Origin of the sequence: Thalassospira sp. HJ, assembly GCF_000948415.1 — a bacterium.
Lineage (GTDB): Bacteria > Pseudomonadota > Alphaproteobacteria > Rhodospirillales > Thalassospiraceae > Thalassospira.
Window position 1 is genome coordinate 88,499 of sequence record NZ_JYII01000012.1, and the last position, 17,863, is coordinate 106,361.

The window sequence follows — 17,863 nt, forward strand, 5'->3', positions numbered from 1 at the left end:
ATAGAGCTGAATCCTAGCGGTTCACCCGTGCGTGTCGCCTTTATCAATCCCGGTTATGGTGACCGAGGGTTCTGGAAAGACGTGCGCGATACCATGCAGGCCGCAGCCGATCAGTTTGGCTATGATCTGCTGGTTTTTGATAGCAACCGCGACAGCAAAATGATGATCGAAAGTGCGCAGAATGTCTTCGCCCTTGAACCTGCGCCCGATTACATCATTGCTGTTAACGAGCATCAGCAAGGCACGCGCATCGTTCTGGAAGCCGAAGAGCGCGGTATTCCCGTGATCATGTTGCTCAATGATCTGACCGACGAGCAGAAAGAAAATTACGGGTATCCCGGCAAGGATATCAAGAACTGGATCCTGTCGCTAACCCCTGATAATGAGCGGGCCGGATATGACATCGCCAAGTCCCTGATTGATGGTGCACGCCTTGAAGTCGACAATCAGCAGCCGGGACCACTTTGCCTTCTGTCGATCGCGGGTGACCGCAATACGCCGGCGTCCTTGCAGCGTTTGGACGGTCTTGATCACGCCCTAAGCCGTTTTTCATTGCTTCGTGAACAACGTCGCCTTGTCGCGAACTGGTCCTATGATGAAGCTTATCGGCAGACAGAAAACTGGTTGGATCGCGATGGGTGTGTCGATGCCATCTGGGCAGCAAATGATGATATAGCACTGGGGGCCATTGCGGCCCTTGAAAAGGCCGGGCGTGAGCCTGGGAAGGATGTGTTTGTAGGCGGCTTGAACTGGTCACCTGATGGCTTGCGCAAGGTCGCGGATGGCAAGATGACCATGACCCACGGCGGGCACTTCTTTGCTGGTGCCTGGGTAATGGTATTGCTCCATGATTACATCCAAGGTGTTGAATTCCTGTCCAAACATCCCGAAATCACATTCAGGATGGAAGCGATTACACGCGAGAACATCTCTTATTTCGTTGATATTCTGGGCAGCAGGAATTGGAATAGTCTGGACTTTCATCAGTTCAGTATTGCCAATTCGCCATCAGGAACGGAATATAACTTTGGGTTGCGCGGCGGCGTCGCGCAGTCCGAGTAAAGCAAGGTGTTCTGGGGAGCTGGAACATAAACCGGGGTAACAGTGTTTGGCAGGAAAGCCATCAGAAAAGCATGACAACGTGCTTGCCAGCCTGAAGCTGGGCAGTACCATTGCAGCTCGGCAGTTGAAATATACGCTTTTGCTTGCCGTGGGGCTGGGGCTTTTGATTGTCGTAGTCCGGGGGTATCAGGATTACCACTGGCTTGATGGCGTGTATCGTCAGGGCAATCAGCGCATCATCTCATCAAGTGTACCTGTCGCAACGCAAGTTTTGGTCGAGCATGACGAAGATCTCGCCGAAGTTATGGCGCGCGGGATGCTTAATAATCGCTCCATCGCGCGGGTAAGCCTCAACACCGCCGAAGACGGCATATTCTATGAATTAGAACGGCCGGCCGATGAAATACCGAATTCGCTCTGGTCGGAAAAGATGTTCGGTGGTCACCAGACCATTGCAGTGCCCGTACGTGATCCCGACCGCAAACCAGTCGTGACCATTGGTGAAATGATCGTCGACTTAAATCCTCAGGTCTATGTCGATGCATATATTTCGCGCTTGTCCTGGACATTTCTTGCGACGATGTGTCTGGCGATTTTGACGGCTATTTGCTTTGCAGCGACAAGTTACTTCATTTTTTCGCGACCGATCGTCGAGTTGGGAAACTATATGGTTAAGGCCGACCCCACAGATGACAAGCGTCCGCTCGATATGCCGCCTCACCATCGGTATGACGACGAAGTACAATTGCTTGGTTCGGTGACAATCGGACTATTCGGCATGATCCGCAGGCAAGTGGGCGAACTGCGTAAAGCCCGTGACGAGTTGCAGCACGCGAACATCACCTTGGAAGAACGCGTAGAACAACGCACCCGCGAACTTAACGAGGCAATGAGCAAGCTCGAAGTGCTTGCGTCCACCGATCCATTGACCGAATTGCCGAACAGGCGTGCCTATCTTGCGCGTCTGGATGAAGCCATTTCGATCTGGCGTCGACGTGATACGCCTGTATCCGTCATCCTGCTTGATATCGACCGGTTCAAGGCCTTGAACGATACCTATGGACATCAGGCGGGGGATGCTGTGCTGGTCGCGCTGGCCAAGATGCTGACAAAGGCTTTGCGCGCAATCGACCTTCCGGCGCGCATGGGCGGAGAAGAGTTTGCTGTTCTTCTTCCTGGTGAGGAACTCGAAGGTGCCATGATCTTAGCCGAACGTCTGCGTAAGGAACTTGAGAAGAGCAGCGTCGATTTTGGCGGCAGCAAACTGAATTTCACGTCGAGCTTCGGTGTGTCCGGTTTGCCGTCCTCTGGTGGGATGGCCGCATTGGAGCCGGAAGTCGCCAAACAGTTTGATGCCTTACGCAAAGCGGAGCGTGCCGATATCTCGGGCATTCTCTATTCGCTTGCCGATCAGGCGCTTTACAAGGCCAAGGAAGAAGGCCGCAATCGATGCCGATTGGCCGATTTCAAGTCACTTTCCGAATTCAAGGAAGTCTTTCCCTTCGACGTCTGACCTATATCCTTTGCGGACAAAGGATCGCGGGGGAGGGGTCAGTTTCGCCCGTCGTCATTGCCCTGTCGGGAAATCCGGATGTCGCGGTGGATTGAGACGCTCATCAACAGGCCGAAGCTGACCAGAATGGTCATCATCACCGTCCCGCCATAGGATACCAGCGGCAGCGGCACGCCGACCACCGGGATCAGGCCCATCACCATCGCAATGTTGATAAAGACATAAAGGAAGAAGGTCGAGGTCACACCAATCGCGACCAGGCGCCCGAACTGGTTCTGGCAGCGCAGCGCAATGACATAGCCATAGGTGATCACCAGCGCATAAAGTCCCAGCAATGCCATGCCGCCCACCAGACCAAATTCTTCGCCCAGCATGGTAAAGATAAAGTCGGTCTGCTTTTCGGGCAGGAAGTTCAAATGGCTTTGTGAGCCCAGCATGAAGCCCTTGCCAAACAATCCGCCAGACCCCAGCGCGATCTTGGACTGGGTGATGTGATAGCCAGCCCCCAGCGGATCATTTTCCGGGTTGAGGAAGGTCAGCACGCGGTTCTTTTGATATTCGCGCAGGAATTGCCAGCCAATCGGGATCGCGGCAAGTGCACTGCCCAGAACAAGCGCAAACTTCCAAATGCGCACGCCAGCCAGCCAGAAAATAACGCCACCACCGGCAATCAGAAGCAGGGTGGTGCCAAGGTCAGGCTGGCGCAACACAAGTGCGGACGGGGCGAGAACCATCAGAATGGGCGGGATCAAAAGCGGGATACGTCCGACATCCTCTGGCGTCAGGCCATGGAAATAGCGGGCAAGGGCCAGCACCAGCGAGATTTTCATCAATTCAGACGGCTGTAACTGGAAGAAACCGAGGTTAATCCAGCGCTGTGCGCCCATGCCGATATCGCCCTTGATCTCCACCCCGATCAGCAGCACCAGTGCTACGAAGTATGAGAAATAGGCAAGCCTCAGCCATATGCGTATGTCGGTGACCGCAATAACGATCATAAGTGCCGCACCCACGGCAAAACGCATCATCTGGCGTTCCGCCCATGGTTGCAGTGAACCGTTGGCCGCGGAATAGAGCATGGCAAAGCCGATCCCCGACAGGGCGGCAATCAACAGCACCAGCGTCCAGTTCAGCAACAGCAACCGGCGGCCAATCGGCACGTAATCGGGATCTTCACCAATACGAAATTTACCTGATGCCATGGCTTAGCCCTCGTCCTGATTGGTTTGGGCCGGGTTGCGGCGCAGGTTCGCACTGTTTGGAAGGTCAGCAGCCGAGATGCCCTGACGTGCGGATTGAAGCTCCTGGGCCTTTTGCAAAAGGTCGCGGACAATCGGTCCGGCAACGCTTGAGCCCCCACCACCGTGTTCCACCACCACAGCGCAGGCATAGCGCGGATTATCTACCGGCGCAAAGGCGACAAACAAGGCGTGGTCGCGGTACTTCCACGGCAATTCATCGTTATCAAGCACACCGGTCGTCTGACGTTCACGCATGGTGATACGGCGGACCTGACTGGTGCCACTTTTGCCGGCCATTTCCATGCCCTTGATGTCAATGCGTGCACGATGACCCGTACCACGCAATTCGTTGGTCACCCCGTTCATGGCGTCGCGCACGCGCGCAAGGTTGGCGCGACTGACCTGAAGTTCGGGGAATTCTTCGGCTTCGCGGCTGGTGACACCTTCGGGCGTGACATTGTCGCGCGTCAGGTGCGGGCGTACAGCCTTGCCCGATGCCAGGCGCGCGGTCATGGTGCAAAGCTGCAACGGGGTTGCCAGCACGTATCCCTGTCCGATAGAGGCAATCAGCGTTTCACCACCCTGCCAGCGTTTGCCAAGCTGGACTTCCTTCCAGTCCTTGGTCGGGATCAGGCCGCTACGCTCATTGGGCAGGTCAATGCCGGTATCTTCACCAAGACCCAGTTTGTGCGCCATGGCGGCAATCCGGTCGATGCCGATTTTTTGCGAGATTTCGTAATAATAGACGTCGCAGGAATGCTTGATGGAATCATGCATGTTCATCCAGCCATGACCGCCACGTTTCCAGCAGTGGAAGCGTGCATTGCCAAGATCAAGATGACCGTTGCAGAAGAAACGCTGGTTGGGGGTAATGATCCCTGCTTCCAACCCGGCAAGGGCGACACACATCTTGAAGGTCGATCCCGGCGCATAGGTACCGTTGACCGCCTTGTTCGATAGCGGCGCATAGGGGTTGTTGACCAGACTGTTCCAAAGCCTGTGCGAAATGCCGTTGGTAAAGGCATTCGGGTCATAGGTCGGGTGCGACGAAAGGGCGAGTACCTCACCATTATGGATGTCCATAACAACGGCAGAGGCACTTTCCTGATCCGACAGTCGCTGGTTGGCAAAGCGCTGCAATTCAAGATCAAGGGTCATGACAACCGTGTTGCCGCTGTCACCTTCTTCGCGTTCAAGTTCGCGAATAACACGACCTAGCGCGTTGACTTCCACCTGACTGGTGCCTGCCGTGCCACGCAGGGCAAGGTCATATACCTTTTCAACGCCGCTTTTGCCAATGGTAAAGCCCGGCAGCTCCAGAAGCGGGTCGCCCGTCAGTTCCTTTTCCGACACCGCTGCTACATAACCCAGCGTATGGGCAAGGTGCGGGCCTTCGGGATAGTCGCGCGACCGGCCGGCATCAATGATCAGGCCGGGAAGGTCCGGCGCATTCACCCCAACGCGGGCAACTTCATCCCATGTCAGGTTGTCGCGTACCGTGACCGGAACGAACGAACGTCTGCGTTCAACATCACGTTCGACCCGTTCAATGGTGTCGGGGCCAAGTTCGATGATTTGATCAAGGATTTCCAATGTGCGGCGAACATCTGGTGTTTGTTCGCGCACGATCATGATGTGATAGTTCTGCCGGTTTACCGCAAGCGGCGCGCCAAACCTGTCGGTGACCAGTCCGCGCGGCGGCGGTAACAGGCGGTGGGAAATACGGTTTTCATCGGCCAGTGTCTGATAGCGGTCGCTTTCAAGCACCTGCAGGTAATACATGCGTGCCGCAAGACCCGTCAGCAAAACACCCTTGCCCGCGCCAAGCATCAGGGCGCGTCGGGTAAATAGTCTGAACCGGTCTGAGTCACGATGCCACATGGGCGATGGATACCTGTATTTCGTCGCTGGCCCGAAGGCAGGGTGTTCAAATTCGAGCCCGTTTTATCCCGATTGCTAGGGGATTAAAACCGCCTTGTCCCAGCATAGCCAATAGCCGTTGCCAAAACATCAATATCGCGCAGTTTTCCGCCAGCGCAAGTGGCCTTACACATAACGTAGCAGGCTGTTCTGCGCACGAGCCAGAACCCAGGCGACTGTCGGGAACAACACAGCGGTCAGAACATAGCTGATCAGGGTTGCCTTGATGGGCAAAAGTGCGCCAATCAGGGCGGAGCTCAAAAGCCATTGAACAAGAAGGGCCGGGATCGCAACAAGGGCAAAGCCCCACCACATCACGCTGAACGGCTTGTTATGGAAAAAACGCCCCTGGCTTGCCGACCCGGTCTGGACCAGCAACAGAACAAGCGAACTGACACCAAGCGGCAAACCCATCAAAAGGTCCTGCAAAAGCCCAAGCAGAAAGGCGGTAACCCCGGTCAGAAGGTCCGGACGGTTCACCGACCAGTAAAACACGGCCATCAGGGCCAGTGCGGGTGATGCCGTTGATAAAAGCGGCACGCTAATCGGCAGAAGGTTTATCAGCAGAAGGACAAAAACACTGAAGGCAGGAAAAAGGCCACGCGCAATAATGTCCAGTCGTTGCCAGACGCCGGGTTTCACTGGGCTTCCCCTGCCGGATCCGGTGTGGCGGGAACAATGCCGACACCGTCAGGAATGTCTGGTGACACGTCGACGGTGTTTTCATTATTCGCCGATTGGCTTTGCTGGATGCGCTCGTTGCTGAGAATACCGTGCAGGTCGTAATCGGCAACGCGCAGATATTCAAGCTGATGGCGGCGGAACATCGGCGCAACCCGAACCGCATTTTCCGAAACCGATGACACGACCCCGATCGGAATACCCGGCGGGAAGGCACCGCCATGACCGGATGTCAGAATGCGATCGCCCGGGGCGACAGCGGCGTCCGCCGTCAGGAAGGTCAGGAGCGGACGGTTGGTGTTATCACCCGACAGGAATGCACGGTCGCGTGAGTTTTCAACCACGACCGGTACGCGCGAGTTGATGTCAGTGATCAGCAGAACACGCGACGCCTGATAGCCAGCCTCGGCAACGCGGCCAACCAGCCCTTCATCGGAAATCACAGCCTGACCCTTGGAAACACCATCACGTGATCCCGCCGAAATCATCACACTGTGGGCATAGGCGCCGCCCATATCTGCAATCACGCGCGACGTCACCAAATGCAGTGCAGGCGGGGAGGTGTACCCAGCTAGATCGCGCAGGCGGGCGTTTTCATGCGACAGATTGCGCGCAGCTTGCTGCCAGGCCAGCAGATGCTGGTTTTCACGGCGCAGGCGCTCGTTCTCTTCGTAAAGATGGGCGAGGTTGTAAATCTTGTCGGTCAGCTCATTGATGCTGGCCGCAGGGCGGGAAACGATATTCATGACCGGGGATACGAGATCGGCCGACGCCGCACGAATGCGTTCGATCAGAACGGTATCGGCCTTGCCCAGAAGCATCAGGCCAAAGGCCGAAAAAATCAGCAGTATGAAAGCGAAGCGGTGAAGGGCCGTGCGTAACGGCGAAAAGATACGCTGCTGCGGACCACCATGCTGTGCCAATGTATTCCCCGCGAATTCCCAAAAGGTTGTTCTTCATCCCGTGTGGGATATTCAACCATAACGAAATCACCGAGTCGCGTCCAGTAAGGATACGACCCGGTGATAAAAATTCAAGCCGACCTTGTTTAGTATGCTGTGTGCAGAACGTTACGCAGCATTTTCTTCTCTTCGAGTGCGCGACCGGTACCCAGTGCAACACAGGAAAGAGGATCGTCTGCGATCGAAACCGGAAGGCCGGTCGCATGACGCAGGACATAATCAAGGTTACCAAGCATCGCGCCGCCGCCGGTCAGGACAATGCCCTTGTCAACGATGTCAGCAGCCAGTTCCGGCGGGGTCTGTTCAAGGGCGACTTTCACCGCCTCGATGATAGCCGATACCGGTTCTGCAAGGCTTTCTGCGATCTGGCGTTCAGAAATCAGAAGTTCTTTCGGAACACCATTCATCAGGTCACGGCCACGAATTTCAACCGTTGCGCCATCACCGTCATCCGGGGCGCAGGCCGAGCCGATTTCTTTCTTGATGCGTTCCGCGGTGCTTTCACCAACCAGAAGGTTATGGGTGCGACGGATATACGCGATGATCGCTTCGTCCATCTTGTCACCACCAACGCGAACCGAACGTGCATAGACGATACCGCCCAGCGACAGGACGGCAACCTCGGTAGTGCCGCCGCCGATATCAACAACCATGGAGCCGGTCGGCTCGGTCACCGGAAGGCCGGCACCGATTGCAGCAGCCATCGGTTCGTCGATCAGCCAGACCTTGCGAGCACCAGCACTTTCAGCACTTTCCTGAATGGCGCGGCGTTCAACAGCGGTCGAACCGGACGGTACGCAGATGATCACTTCCGGGCTCGCGAAGTTGCGGCGGTTGTGAACCTTGCGGATGAAGTGCTTGATCATTTCTTCGGCGATGTGGAATTCCGCAATAACGCCGTCACGCAGCGGGCGGATCGCCTGAATGTACCCCGGGGTACGACCGAGCATTTGTTTGGCTTCTTCACCAACGGCAAGGACCTGTTTCTTGCCTTTTTCGTCGGTAATGGCCACCACGGAAGGTTCGTTCAGGACGATGCCACGTCCCTTGACGTAAACCAGTGTGTTTGCGGTGCCCAAATCCACCGCCATGTCGGAGGATAAAACCCCAAGAAGCTTGGAAAACATTCCTGCCCTATGCCCCGGTTAATAGTAAAATCTTGAATTCGAATGTACCGGCTTTGATAGCGCAAGGAATAAGCCGATGCACGAATAATCTGCTCAGGGGATTGAGGAATAATTAAGGCGCGCAATTTTCCTGAAATAAGGCATCAAAAACATGATCAGGATTATGGTCTTGGCAGATAAATTCAAATTGCAGCGTCTTCTCACCCTGATAACGCTTCCGATAGAAAATCGATGATCAGGTCAACTGTCGAGGCGTTTGTCTCAACACTCAGTTGGGTGCGAGTCGTTTGGTTTTCCAAAGGTTGCGCGCTTTCGATGGTCTTGAACTCGACTGGTGTACGGCCAGGACGCAGGTCCCGGTCAAGCCGCCAGTGACACCATGCTGGCGGGTTGAAAGGATCCTTTTCGATGCCAACCAGCATGCTGGGTGCAAAATTGTCCATCTCCGACATGCATTGTGGGCGCAAGCCAACAAGTGCTTTGAAACGATGTTTGTAATGTTTGGCGTGACCATCGCGGTAAATCGCAAGCTGGGCGGCACCTGCACCGTACCCATATCCGAAGACAGCAATGTTTTGCCCATCGACGGATGTTTGTTCGGTCAGGAAATGAAGTGCGCTTATGGCGTCGAACGCCCAATAGGATAAGCCGTGCTTCGGTGCTTGAAGTTTGCCGCCGCCACAATAGTCCTGCGCCGGATGTGCTTTTGGCGGTGAAATCAGCAAGATGGCGTAACCGGCTTCGTGCAGGATTGTAATCCACTGCGCAGGAAAGTGGTTGTCGCAGTCAGGCAAGGCAACGATGGCCGGGTAGGGCGCCTTGAATACTCCGGCGTCTGCGTTTGGTTCAAAATAGAGAGCGGGAATGCCGGTCTGAAGACTTTCATCGACGTTAGGGGGTGACTTTCCCTCGGCGATCAATCTTTGCCTTAATCCGCTAACCGGGTAGGGCAGGGATGGGATTGTGAAAGATTGGCCGGTCGGCTCTGACTGCGCAGATGCCGGTGCAAGCAAAACTATTGCGGTTGCCGCGACGGTTATATACGCGGCAATAAGGGGTATCAGAAAATGTCGAAGGGCACGTAGAGGTTTGCGTGGCTGGGCCATGAGCAACTCCTTTCGCGGGTGCTCAACCCTATCGCATTGCCCGTCAAACAGCCATTCGAACAAAAAAGGGCGGCAAATCTGCCACCCTTTTCTTCGTCTGGTGTTTGCTAAGAAGTTGCTCAAGAAGCCATGGCATCCGGTGCAGTTTTCTTGCTTTTCTCAATCAGCTTGTTCACCGCCGTCACATAAGCAAGGCAGGATGCAACAACCGTGTCAGTATCAGATGCATTGCCAACAACCGTGCGATCTTCGCCGTCGAGCTTGACCGTGACGGTGCCCTGGGCGTCGGTGCCCTCGGTCACGGCATGCACCTGATAGAGCTTCAGGCGCCAGTCATGCGGATAGATTTCCTTGATCGCGTTAAAGGTCGCATCAATCGGGCCGTCACCGGTGGTTTTGGCCGAGCGGGTTTCACCATCCACGGTCAATTCCAGTTCCGCCGTCTGCGGGCCTTTGGAGCCACAAGTTACGGTCAGGCCGACAAACTTGATATGTTCGTTGTCGCGCATGCCGTCATCGACCAGTGCGACGATATCGTCGTCATAGACTTCTTTTTTCTTGTCAGCCAGGTCCTTGAAGCGTGCAAACGCGTCTTCGATCGCGTTGTCACCCAATTCGGCAAAGCCCAATTCCTTGAGCTTTTCCTTGAACGCGTGACGACCAGAATGCTTGCCCATCACCAGGCTCGATTTGTTCAGGCCAATCGATTCCGGCTTCATGATTTCATAGGTTTCGGAATTCTTCAGGAAACCATCCTGGTGAATGCCGCTTTCATGGGCGAATGCATTGGCGCCAACAATTGCCTTGTTCGGCTGGACGACAAAGCCAGAAACAGCCGAAACCAGACGCGAGGCGTTCATGATCTTGGTGCTGTCGATGCCATTGGTGAACGGGAAGGCATCGTTACGGGTGTTGATCGCCATAACGATTTCTTCGAGTGCGGCGTTACCGGCACGCTCACCCAAACCGTTGATCGTGCATTCGATCTGACGTGCACCGGCGTTAACTGCCGAGATCGAGTTGGCAACGGCCATCCCCAGATCGTTGTGGCAGTGAACCGACAGGATTGCCTTGTCGATGTTCGGCACACGGTTAAACAGCATGGTCATCAGATCGGCATATTCGGTCGGGGTCGTGTAGCCAACCGTGTCCGGGATGTTGATCGTGGTGGCACCGGCATCAATTGCGGCTTCGACACAGCGGCACAGGAAGTCGTGCTCGGTACGTGAGCCGTCTTCTGCCGACCATTCGACATCATCGGTGAAGTTGCGCGCCAGGGTCACGCTTTCGATCACCTTTTCCAGAACGCGTTCCGGCTCCATCTGCAATTTGTATTTCATATGCAGCGGGCTTGTGGAAATGAAGGTGTGAATGCGCTTGTTTTCGGCGGGTTCCAGTGCCTCGGCGGCACGTTCGATGTCACCTTTGGCCGCGCGCGCCAGCGAGCAGATGGTCGGGCCTTTAATCTGTTTTGCGATTTCATTGACGGACTGGAAGTCGCCGTTCGATGCAATGGCAAAGCCCGCTTCGATGACATCAACCTTCAGTTCCGCCAGTGCCTGCGCCACGCGCAGCTTTTCATCGAGCGTCATCGAAGCACCCGGGGACTGTTCCCCATCACGCAAGGTGGTGTCGAAAATGATGACGCGATTGTCGTTTGCACTAGCCATTGTCTTGTTTCCTGATCATTCGGGTCTGTGCCCGGTATGTAAGTTCTGTCTGGAAGGAGTGCGGGCCGTCTGGCGCGACTTTTTCCCCTGAGCTGCGGTTAATGGATCGACATGTTTTGCGTGTGATCCAGACCGGCATGGTTCGCTCAGGGGCGAGTAAGTCGTAGCGCGCCTAGCTCTGCTAGACCAAGGAGACCGGAAAGTAGGTTGAGGGCAGACAGCACGAAAGCGCGCGAAGCGGAGGCTTCGGCACGGTCGGCATATGCATCAATGTTGCAAATGTCTGCGGTCATCGGTCTTCATCAATTGGCTTAGGATGCCAGTCTTTGCTGGCGACGCCCCCAATTTCGTCGGCGGGCCTCTTTAGGTCAAGTAATTTTTGTACCTTTTGGTCGGTTTTTTGAGTGGAATTTAGCGACTCTGTGTTTCGCGCGTTGGTCTGCTTCGTCATTTCCCCGGCCTACGGTCTTGGTTTTAAGGCGTGGCAGGCAAGATAACAGGAATGTCATTACGGCCATTCCAAAAAGATGCTGGTCGGAATTTGACTAATCAGGTAGTGATTTCCGCCCTGACGATGTCATGCCCCCAACGATGACGGTCAGGGTCGGGCGCCATCCAAGCCACAGGAACCATTATGCTGAGTTTGTCGTTGATCGGGGCCTTTATCCCCACGGCCTTTTTTGTCTCTATTACGCCGGGCATGTGCATGACACTTGCGCTGACCCTTGGCATGACAATCGGCCTTAAACGCACACTCTGGATGATGGTAGGTGAGTTGATCGGTGTCGGCATCGTCGTCGTTGCCTCGGCACTTGGTGTGGCTGCGGTGATGCTGCAGTACCCGGCTGTCTTCGCCGTCTTCAAATATATCGGCGGGGCGTACCTTGCGTGGCTTGGCATTCAGCTGTGGCGTTCGCGTGGCCGCATGGCGATCACGGCCGAGGTCGAAAGTGCCAAGACAGCCACAGCCGGTGGATTGGCGGCCCAGGGCTTTATTACGGCGATTGCCAACCCGAAGGGCTGGGCCTTCATGATTTCACTGCTGCCACCATTCATCAGTCTGCAGCATGCCATTGCGCCGCAGCTATCCGTGCTGGTTGCCATCATTCTGGTGACTGAGCTGATTTGCATGACGCTCTATGCGACTGGTGGCCGATCCCTGCGCAAATTCCTTGAGAAAAGTGGTAATGTGCGCATCCTAAACCGGGTTGCGGGTACGCTGATGATCGGGGTTGGTATCTGGCTGGCAAGCAGCTAATACCGTCCTTCCGAACTTCCTTCCGACATCGCTTTCAGTCCTATGTCTAATGTGATTTCGGCAATTGGTGTTTGTTTTGTCGTTTCATTATAACAATATGTAATCAAACAACTGTTTGAGGGCTTTCGACCATGCGTGAAATACGCTGCATCGTTTTTGAAGACGGCGAACTGATCAAGGCTATTTTGGCCCATGGTCGACGGACCGGTAAGACACTGCCGGCAGGCCAAATCAGCAGCTTTCAGATCGACCGTAAGCCGGAAGTCATCGCACGCATGACAGTCACATCCGATGATGGTCAGCAGGCCATCGTGCCGACCGCGGGGGCTGAACTGGCGGCCGCGATGATTGCCTATTGCATTGATCGCAAGGTTCCGGTTCCGGCGAATGCGTCCAAATCAATTGCGTTGCTTGATGATCACGTGGCGCTCAAGATCACCATGACCGGTGAACAGGCCCGCTAAGATCCGTTGGGTGCGGTCATAGATCGCAAATGTAAAAAGGCGCGCTGATCAGCGCGCCTTTTGTCTTTTCCGAGAACGGCCGGGCAGGGGTTACCACTGCATCATCTTGCCTTTGAGCTTGCCCATGCGTTCGTCTTCGTTTTTGAAGCTGTGCTGCTCGGAAACGCCATCCTGCACTTTGGTCATCAGCAACCACTCCTTGACCTTCATGAAGCGTGGGGCAAGGAACTGATAGGTCTGCTTGACCAGATTGACGGCCTTGGGGCCGCGTTCCAGTTCCAGTTCTTCCCACTGTTCAATCAGCGGCTGCCAGGCGCGCAAGCGTTTATAAAGGTCATCACGCTGGCTTCTGATATACTGGCGCTGGGATGTGAAGTTACGCAGAACCGACATGATCTCGCCAGTGTTTGCATCCAGTTCATCAAACGTGTTTTCGAACTTCTTCTTGGCGTCATCCAGCAGGCGAATGGCTTGCGTAACGGTTTCAAGAACGCCTTTTTCATGGGCATAGATGCGCCGCAGTTCCTGCATCTTGCGATCCACCATCAGGATCTTGCGGTATTTCACGCGCAGCGTCTCGATATAGGACAGCTCATCAGCAACCTGATGCACGAGATTGACGACTTCTTCACGGTTTTCCTTACCAAAACCAAGCTTCTCGGCAACTTCGTCAAAGGCCTGGTTGATCTTTTTCTTGGTGTTCGGATCTTCGGCGATTTGCATCAGTTCGTCCGGGTCGGTAATGAGCTCCTCGCTCCCCGACATCCAGGTCACCAATTGCATGGTAATACGGTTATAGGCGATCGCCTTGTGGTCTTCATCAACGGCCCAGGATGCTTCGCCGGTCAAAACTTCGCGCGGCAAGTCGTCGCCCGGGCGCAGCACGTTGACGAAGTTCAGCGCCTTGTCGATCAGGCCGATCAGATCGCCATCCTTGGATTCCGGGTCAATATCGAATTCACGGCAAATCGCTTTGAGCGGCAAAGACACGACCGATCCTTCTGCCATTTTCAGGACAAAAAGAGCTTCGTCTGAGATATCAGACTTCTGAAAGTGGCATTCCTCGAACGTTTTGAAAATCTTGTGTTCTAGCTCGATTTTACGTTCGCTGTTCGGTGTCTTCATCTGCTTCTCCGCCCTGCAAAGCCACTGCACCACATAACTATGTTGTACATGACAGGCCCGATTGTTAGGTCATCGGTTCTGTTCTTTTCGGCCTATTCGGACACGTGTGTTAGCTCGGTGTCTTGGGTGGTTTTTGGTCTTGTTTTTATCGTCGATCTCTCTGTTTTCAGAGATATATTCAGTCATGCCCTGTTTTATTGAGTTCCGCGGGTGCCATCTTTACTCTGCGATGCAGGTGTTTCGCCCATTCTGCTTTGCGATGTAAAGGGCTTTGTCTGCGCGGTCCACAAACTCCAGTATATTCTCTCCAAGTTGGTAGGCCGTCAAGCCAATAGAAACGGTTAACTTGCCGAAATCCTTGCCGGTTTTCTTGTTGACAATATGTTGGTTGGAAACGTTTTGTCGCAGCTTGTTTGCCAGTTTCTCCGCGTTCTCGGCTGACGTGTCGGGCAGAATGATCGCGAACTCCTCGCCACCATATCTGGCAACGGTATCAGCACCCTTGGTCGAACTGACCAATACACGGGCGACAGCCTTTAGAACCCCGTCGCCTGCGCGATGACCGAAATTGTCGTTGAAATCCTTGAAGTGATCAATGTCGATCATCAAAAGCGACAATGGCGCACCGGATTCCATTGTTGTCGTCACCGCATCACGCAATGACGTGTCAAAGTTCTTGCGGTTGGCAATCCCGGTCAGTGTATCGGTCAAGGCATCACGACGTACAAGCTCAAGCTCTGTACGGACCCGCAGGACTTCCTTGTGATATTCCTCGAGACTGCCATTAAACGAGCTATAGGTATCGCGCGCCTTGGTCGATTTTTCCGAAAGGTCTCGGCTGACCGAACGTGCTTCCTGCAAGGTGATGTCTTCAGCAAGCAGTTGCTGGGATGCCACATCAATCTCGCCACAAAAAGTGTCGGTATCGCGCATCACCGATGTAACGGCCTGTTCGACCCGCTCGACCGCGGACTGAAGCCCCTCAACACCTTGTTTAAGGTGCTGCTGCATCGCATGGGTGCCAAGGTATTTGTGGTAAATCCGAAAGACTGTTTCTTCGTCGAGATCCTGCGTATTGCGGATCAGGACTTTGATCAGCTGGCTGAGTTCCGGAACTTCATCCGTAAGATAGCTGTAAAATACATGATAAACCTGTGGCGTCGGCTGCAGGTTAAGCTCGTTAATGAGCGCCATAACGTTATGAGCAATGTCGCGCGGGTTCGCGATCTTGGTTGTCGCTGTCACTGCCTGTTATCCGATCCGAATTCCATACCCATTCAGTTGACGGTGTCCCATTTACGACCCGCACCGTTGTTAACCGATGCTTTAGGTTGCTCGTGCACGCTTAGGTGCAAATTATACGTTTTTCATATGCTTTATACTATCATCGTCTAAAGCATAGGGCTTTGTCACGCAAATCTACCTCGTACAAAATGACAAAATCAGTCATTTTGAATATGTGGGGTCATAAGTGTCTGAGAACAAGAAGTTATTGAGGGGCTTCTGAAAACTCCGAAAGGGCGCCGATCGAAAGTTTGCAAAGGGCAACAGGGGGGGCAACGAAATGGTGGTTTCGTATCTGATAGACAGGACGTTACGATTGCTGCTGCCTGTTGCACTGTTGTTTGTCGTGATCGCAACCAATGCGCGGGCTGATGACAGCCAAAATACATTGGTGTCACCCTATGACCGGGTTTCGGTCGGGAATGTTGCCGTTGTCACGCCCAAATGGCTTTCCACACTTGATTCCAACCAGCGCAGTTTCTACGACGCCCTGATATCAGCTCCCAACATGATCTGGAATGATGGCGTGCCGTTTGATCGGCTGATGGGGCTATATGACAGTGGCGAATTCGATTGTATCGTCGGCGAATCGCTAAGGCCGATCCCCGGTGCCATTCATTCCAACTATGACATCCGGTTTGAAATGGTGATCTATGGCCGTCGCGGCGAAAACCTGTTTAACCGCAATATCGTTTCTGTGGTTATCTGGCAACCTTGCCAAAGTTCCCGCTGCCGTTTGAGCAGCCGGTCGAATGGGTCGGGTTGCGCACAATCAATCAGGGGGCGGATCTGGTGAAAATCGGACGCATTGATGTGTTCATTGCCCATGGCGGGTTGTTCGACAATGATCTGGAACTGCAAACCGCACCGTTTCCACCGGTTCATGTGGTTGATTTGACCCTGCAGTGCCATGACACACAGCTCAATCGCGAATTCGTCACGGCCTTTGATCAGCGTATTCACCACCTGCGCAACGATGACAGCCGGCCTGGTCAGCTGACCCCGAAGGTTTATGTCCACTAGGCATTCTGTGACGTTTATTGAGTGCGGCTATTCACAGCACGGCAAGCAACACCGTGTATGGCCGATAACCGCGTTTATGCAAACTATCTGGTATTCCCGCCAAGTAATCCCATATGCCTATTAATGGCAGATCGGTGTGGGGCAGTTTTGGTCACTTCGGTCGCCCAAATAACCAAAATCAGGGCGTTCAAGTGTTCAGGAAAATCAGTCAAATACCAAGGCGGGTTGTTTTGCTTGCCGTCTGTCTTCTCGGGGCCGGGTTTGGTCCGTCCCAGGCATTGGCAAGTGATTCTGTCCGCGTGGCGAGCAATATCGTCTTTGACGCAAAATGGACTCAGTACGCCCAACCGGATCAAAGAAAGTTCATCACCCGACTTGCTGCGCAGACACGTCCGGTTGCGTTTGAGGTGTTTCCCTACAATCGCTTTGGCGAGGCGATGGATGGTGAATTGACCGACTGCATTCTGGCTTCGCATCCACAAAAGTTTGGCGATTCCATTGCGTCAAAAAGCAAGGTGCGGTTTGAGCTCAAGGTCTTCCAACGGGCCGGAACCGATATTCGGGCTTTACCCCAGGTCGATATTGGAATTCTTGCCAACTTGCCCCGGCCCGACCTGTTGTTGCGCGGACAGGTCGTCTGGCATGACCTCAGCAGCCTTGAGCAGGCGGTGGATCTTCTGACCGGGATCATCGGTGATAGCACCAATATCCGCATGTTTGGCCGAAACGACGTGGTTGAGGCCGATCTGCCGCCGGTGATTGTCGTCGATCTGTCGTTGATTTGTCGTGATACAGAACCCTTGCGGGAATTCATTTCCGGGTTTGATTTATCTATGGGTGTGTCGGGTTCCGGGCATTTGCAGCGCGGTGATGGACATCATATGGTTCATTATGCGTGGTAGTGAAAAAAGAACTTAATGCATGAATCCATTGCACTAAGCCAAAAATTCGGTAATGATTGAAACGATGCAGTGCATCTTTCATGTGTGTGGTTGCTTTCTGGTTGATGGTGGCTTTGCACATTTGCGGTGTTTTGCAGGGACTGTTTTCAAGCATTTCTGACTTTGGAAATGCGCATACTAAACTAAGGACGACTACGGATATGGCTACCGGAACGGTTAAGTGGTTCAATGCGACCAAGGGTTATGGCTTCATCACCCCGGACGAGGGCGGTAAAGATGCATTCGTGCACATCACCGCTGTTCAGCGTGCTGGTCTGCAGGGACTTGATGAAGGGCAGAAAATTCAGTTTGAGCTGATTGAAGGTCGCAATGGCCGCATGTCGGCAGAAGAACTCGCCATTCTCTAAATTTCTATCTGGCTTGCAGCTTTCTTTGCTGACAACCGTTAACGCGCCGGATTTCCGGCGCGTTATGCGTTTCAGGGGCCGTCTTGTTGGTGTAGCCTCATTGCGTGACCTTACTTAA

Annotated in this window: 17 protein-coding genes; 8 read left to right on the forward strand and 9 right to left on the reverse strand. The window is 54.0% G+C overall.

All coding sequences use genetic code 11. From position 1 onward, the window contains the following. The first annotated feature begins 27 nt into the window (after positions 1–27). Together UF64_RS09205 and UF64_RS09210 are read left to right on the forward strand one after the other, a co-directional pair. Entirely contained in the window at positions 28–1,062 is a 1,035-nt protein-coding gene (locus UF64_RS09205; RefSeq protein WP_235285015.1) for an ABC transporter substrate-binding protein, read from the forward strand. Positions 1,063–1,108: 46 nt separating this feature from the next. Then, positions 1,109–2,575, forward strand: coding sequence for a GGDEF domain-containing protein (locus UF64_RS09210; protein WP_044828336.1), 1,467 nt, complete (start codon positions 1,109–1,111; stop codon positions 2,573–2,575). 38 nt (positions 2,576–2,613) lie between these two features. Here UF64_RS09210 and rodA read toward each other — a convergent pair whose 3' ends face one another. From rodA to UF64_RS09245, 7 genes are all read right to left on the reverse strand, one after another. Continuing rightward, complete coding sequence (rodA, locus tag UF64_RS09215) at positions 2,614–3,777, reverse strand: rod shape-determining protein RodA (protein WP_044828337.1); 1,164 nt, start codon at positions 3,775–3,777, stop codon at positions 2,614–2,616. 3 nt (positions 3,778–3,780) lie between these two features. After that, entirely contained in the window at positions 3,781–5,697 is a 1,917-nt protein-coding gene (gene mrdA, locus UF64_RS09220; protein ID WP_044828338.1) for a penicillin-binding protein 2, read from the reverse strand. Positions 5,698–5,862: 165 nt separating this feature from the next. Beyond that, complete coding sequence (gene mreD, locus UF64_RS09225) at positions 5,863–6,378, reverse strand: rod shape-determining protein MreD (protein ID WP_044828339.1); 516 nt, start codon at positions 6,376–6,378, stop codon at positions 5,863–5,865. Next, on the reverse strand, positions 6,375–7,340 hold the full coding sequence (gene mreC, locus UF64_RS09230) for a rod shape-determining protein MreC (RefSeq protein WP_044828340.1): 966 nt from the start codon (positions 7,338–7,340) through the stop codon (positions 6,375–6,377). The genes mreD and mreC overlap by 4 nt, the downstream gene beginning before the upstream one ends. Positions 7,341–7,465: 125 nt before the next feature. Next, on the reverse strand, positions 7,466–8,506 hold the full coding sequence (locus tag UF64_RS09235) for a rod shape-determining protein (RefSeq protein WP_008892088.1): 1,041 nt from the start codon (positions 8,504–8,506) through the stop codon (positions 7,466–7,468). Between the two features lie 200 nt (positions 8,507–8,706). After that, positions 8,707–9,612, reverse strand: coding sequence for a dienelactone hydrolase family protein (locus UF64_RS09240; protein WP_044828921.1), 906 nt, complete (start codon positions 9,610–9,612; stop codon positions 8,707–8,709). A gap of 119 nt (positions 9,613–9,731) precedes the next feature. After that, entirely contained in the window at positions 9,732–11,282 is a 1,551-nt protein-coding gene (locus UF64_RS09245; protein WP_044828341.1) for a 2-isopropylmalate synthase, read from the reverse strand. Positions 11,283–11,916: 634 nt separating this feature from the next. Here UF64_RS09245 and UF64_RS09250 point away from each other — a divergent pair. Both UF64_RS09250 and UF64_RS09255 read left to right on the forward strand, forming a co-directional pair. Next, positions 11,917–12,540: a LysE family translocator gene (locus UF64_RS09250; protein WP_044828342.1), complete on the forward strand. Its 624-nt coding sequence runs from the start codon at positions 11,917–11,919 to the stop codon at positions 12,538–12,540. Positions 12,541–12,671: 131 nt separating this feature from the next. After that, positions 12,672–13,004, forward strand: a complete 333-nt coding sequence (locus UF64_RS09255; RefSeq protein WP_044828343.1) for a hypothetical protein — start codon at positions 12,672–12,674, stop codon at positions 13,002–13,004. Positions 13,005–13,094: 90 nt separating this feature from the next. On the opposite strand, the gene UF64_RS09260 is transcribed toward UF64_RS09255, so the two are convergent. Both UF64_RS09260 and UF64_RS09265 read right to left on the reverse strand, forming a co-directional pair. Beyond that, positions 13,095–14,129, reverse strand: a complete 1,035-nt coding sequence (locus UF64_RS09260) for a hypothetical protein (RefSeq protein ID WP_044828344.1) — start codon at positions 14,127–14,129, stop codon at positions 13,095–13,097. A gap of 219 nt (positions 14,130–14,348) precedes the next feature. Beyond that, on the reverse strand, positions 14,349–15,374 hold the full coding sequence (locus tag UF64_RS09265; RefSeq protein WP_044828345.1) for a GGDEF domain-containing protein: 1,026 nt from the start codon (positions 15,372–15,374) through the stop codon (positions 14,349–14,351). 355 nt (positions 15,375–15,729) lie between these two features. Between UF64_RS09265 and UF64_RS09270 the strand changes: the two genes are divergently transcribed. The 4 genes from UF64_RS09270 (at position 15,730) to UF64_RS09285 (ending at position 17,745) form a co-directional block, all read left to right on the forward strand. Then, complete coding sequence (locus UF64_RS09270; protein WP_044828346.1) at positions 15,730–16,209, forward strand: hypothetical protein; 480 nt, start codon at positions 15,730–15,732, stop codon at positions 16,207–16,209. Next, positions 16,206–16,436: a hypothetical protein gene (locus tag UF64_RS09275; RefSeq protein WP_044828347.1), complete on the forward strand. Its 231-nt coding sequence runs from the start codon at positions 16,206–16,208 to the stop codon at positions 16,434–16,436. Before UF64_RS09270 ends, UF64_RS09275 begins: the two co-directional genes overlap by 4 nt. Positions 16,437–16,666: 230 nt before the next feature. Next, positions 16,667–17,338: a hypothetical protein gene (locus tag UF64_RS09280; RefSeq protein WP_044828348.1), complete on the forward strand. Its 672-nt coding sequence runs from the start codon at positions 16,667–16,669 to the stop codon at positions 17,336–17,338. A gap of 200 nt (positions 17,339–17,538) precedes the next feature. After that, positions 17,539–17,745, forward strand: coding sequence for a cold-shock protein (locus UF64_RS09285; RefSeq protein ID WP_008892097.1), 207 nt, complete (start codon positions 17,539–17,541; stop codon positions 17,743–17,745). Positions 17,746–17,863: the final 118 nt, after the last annotated feature.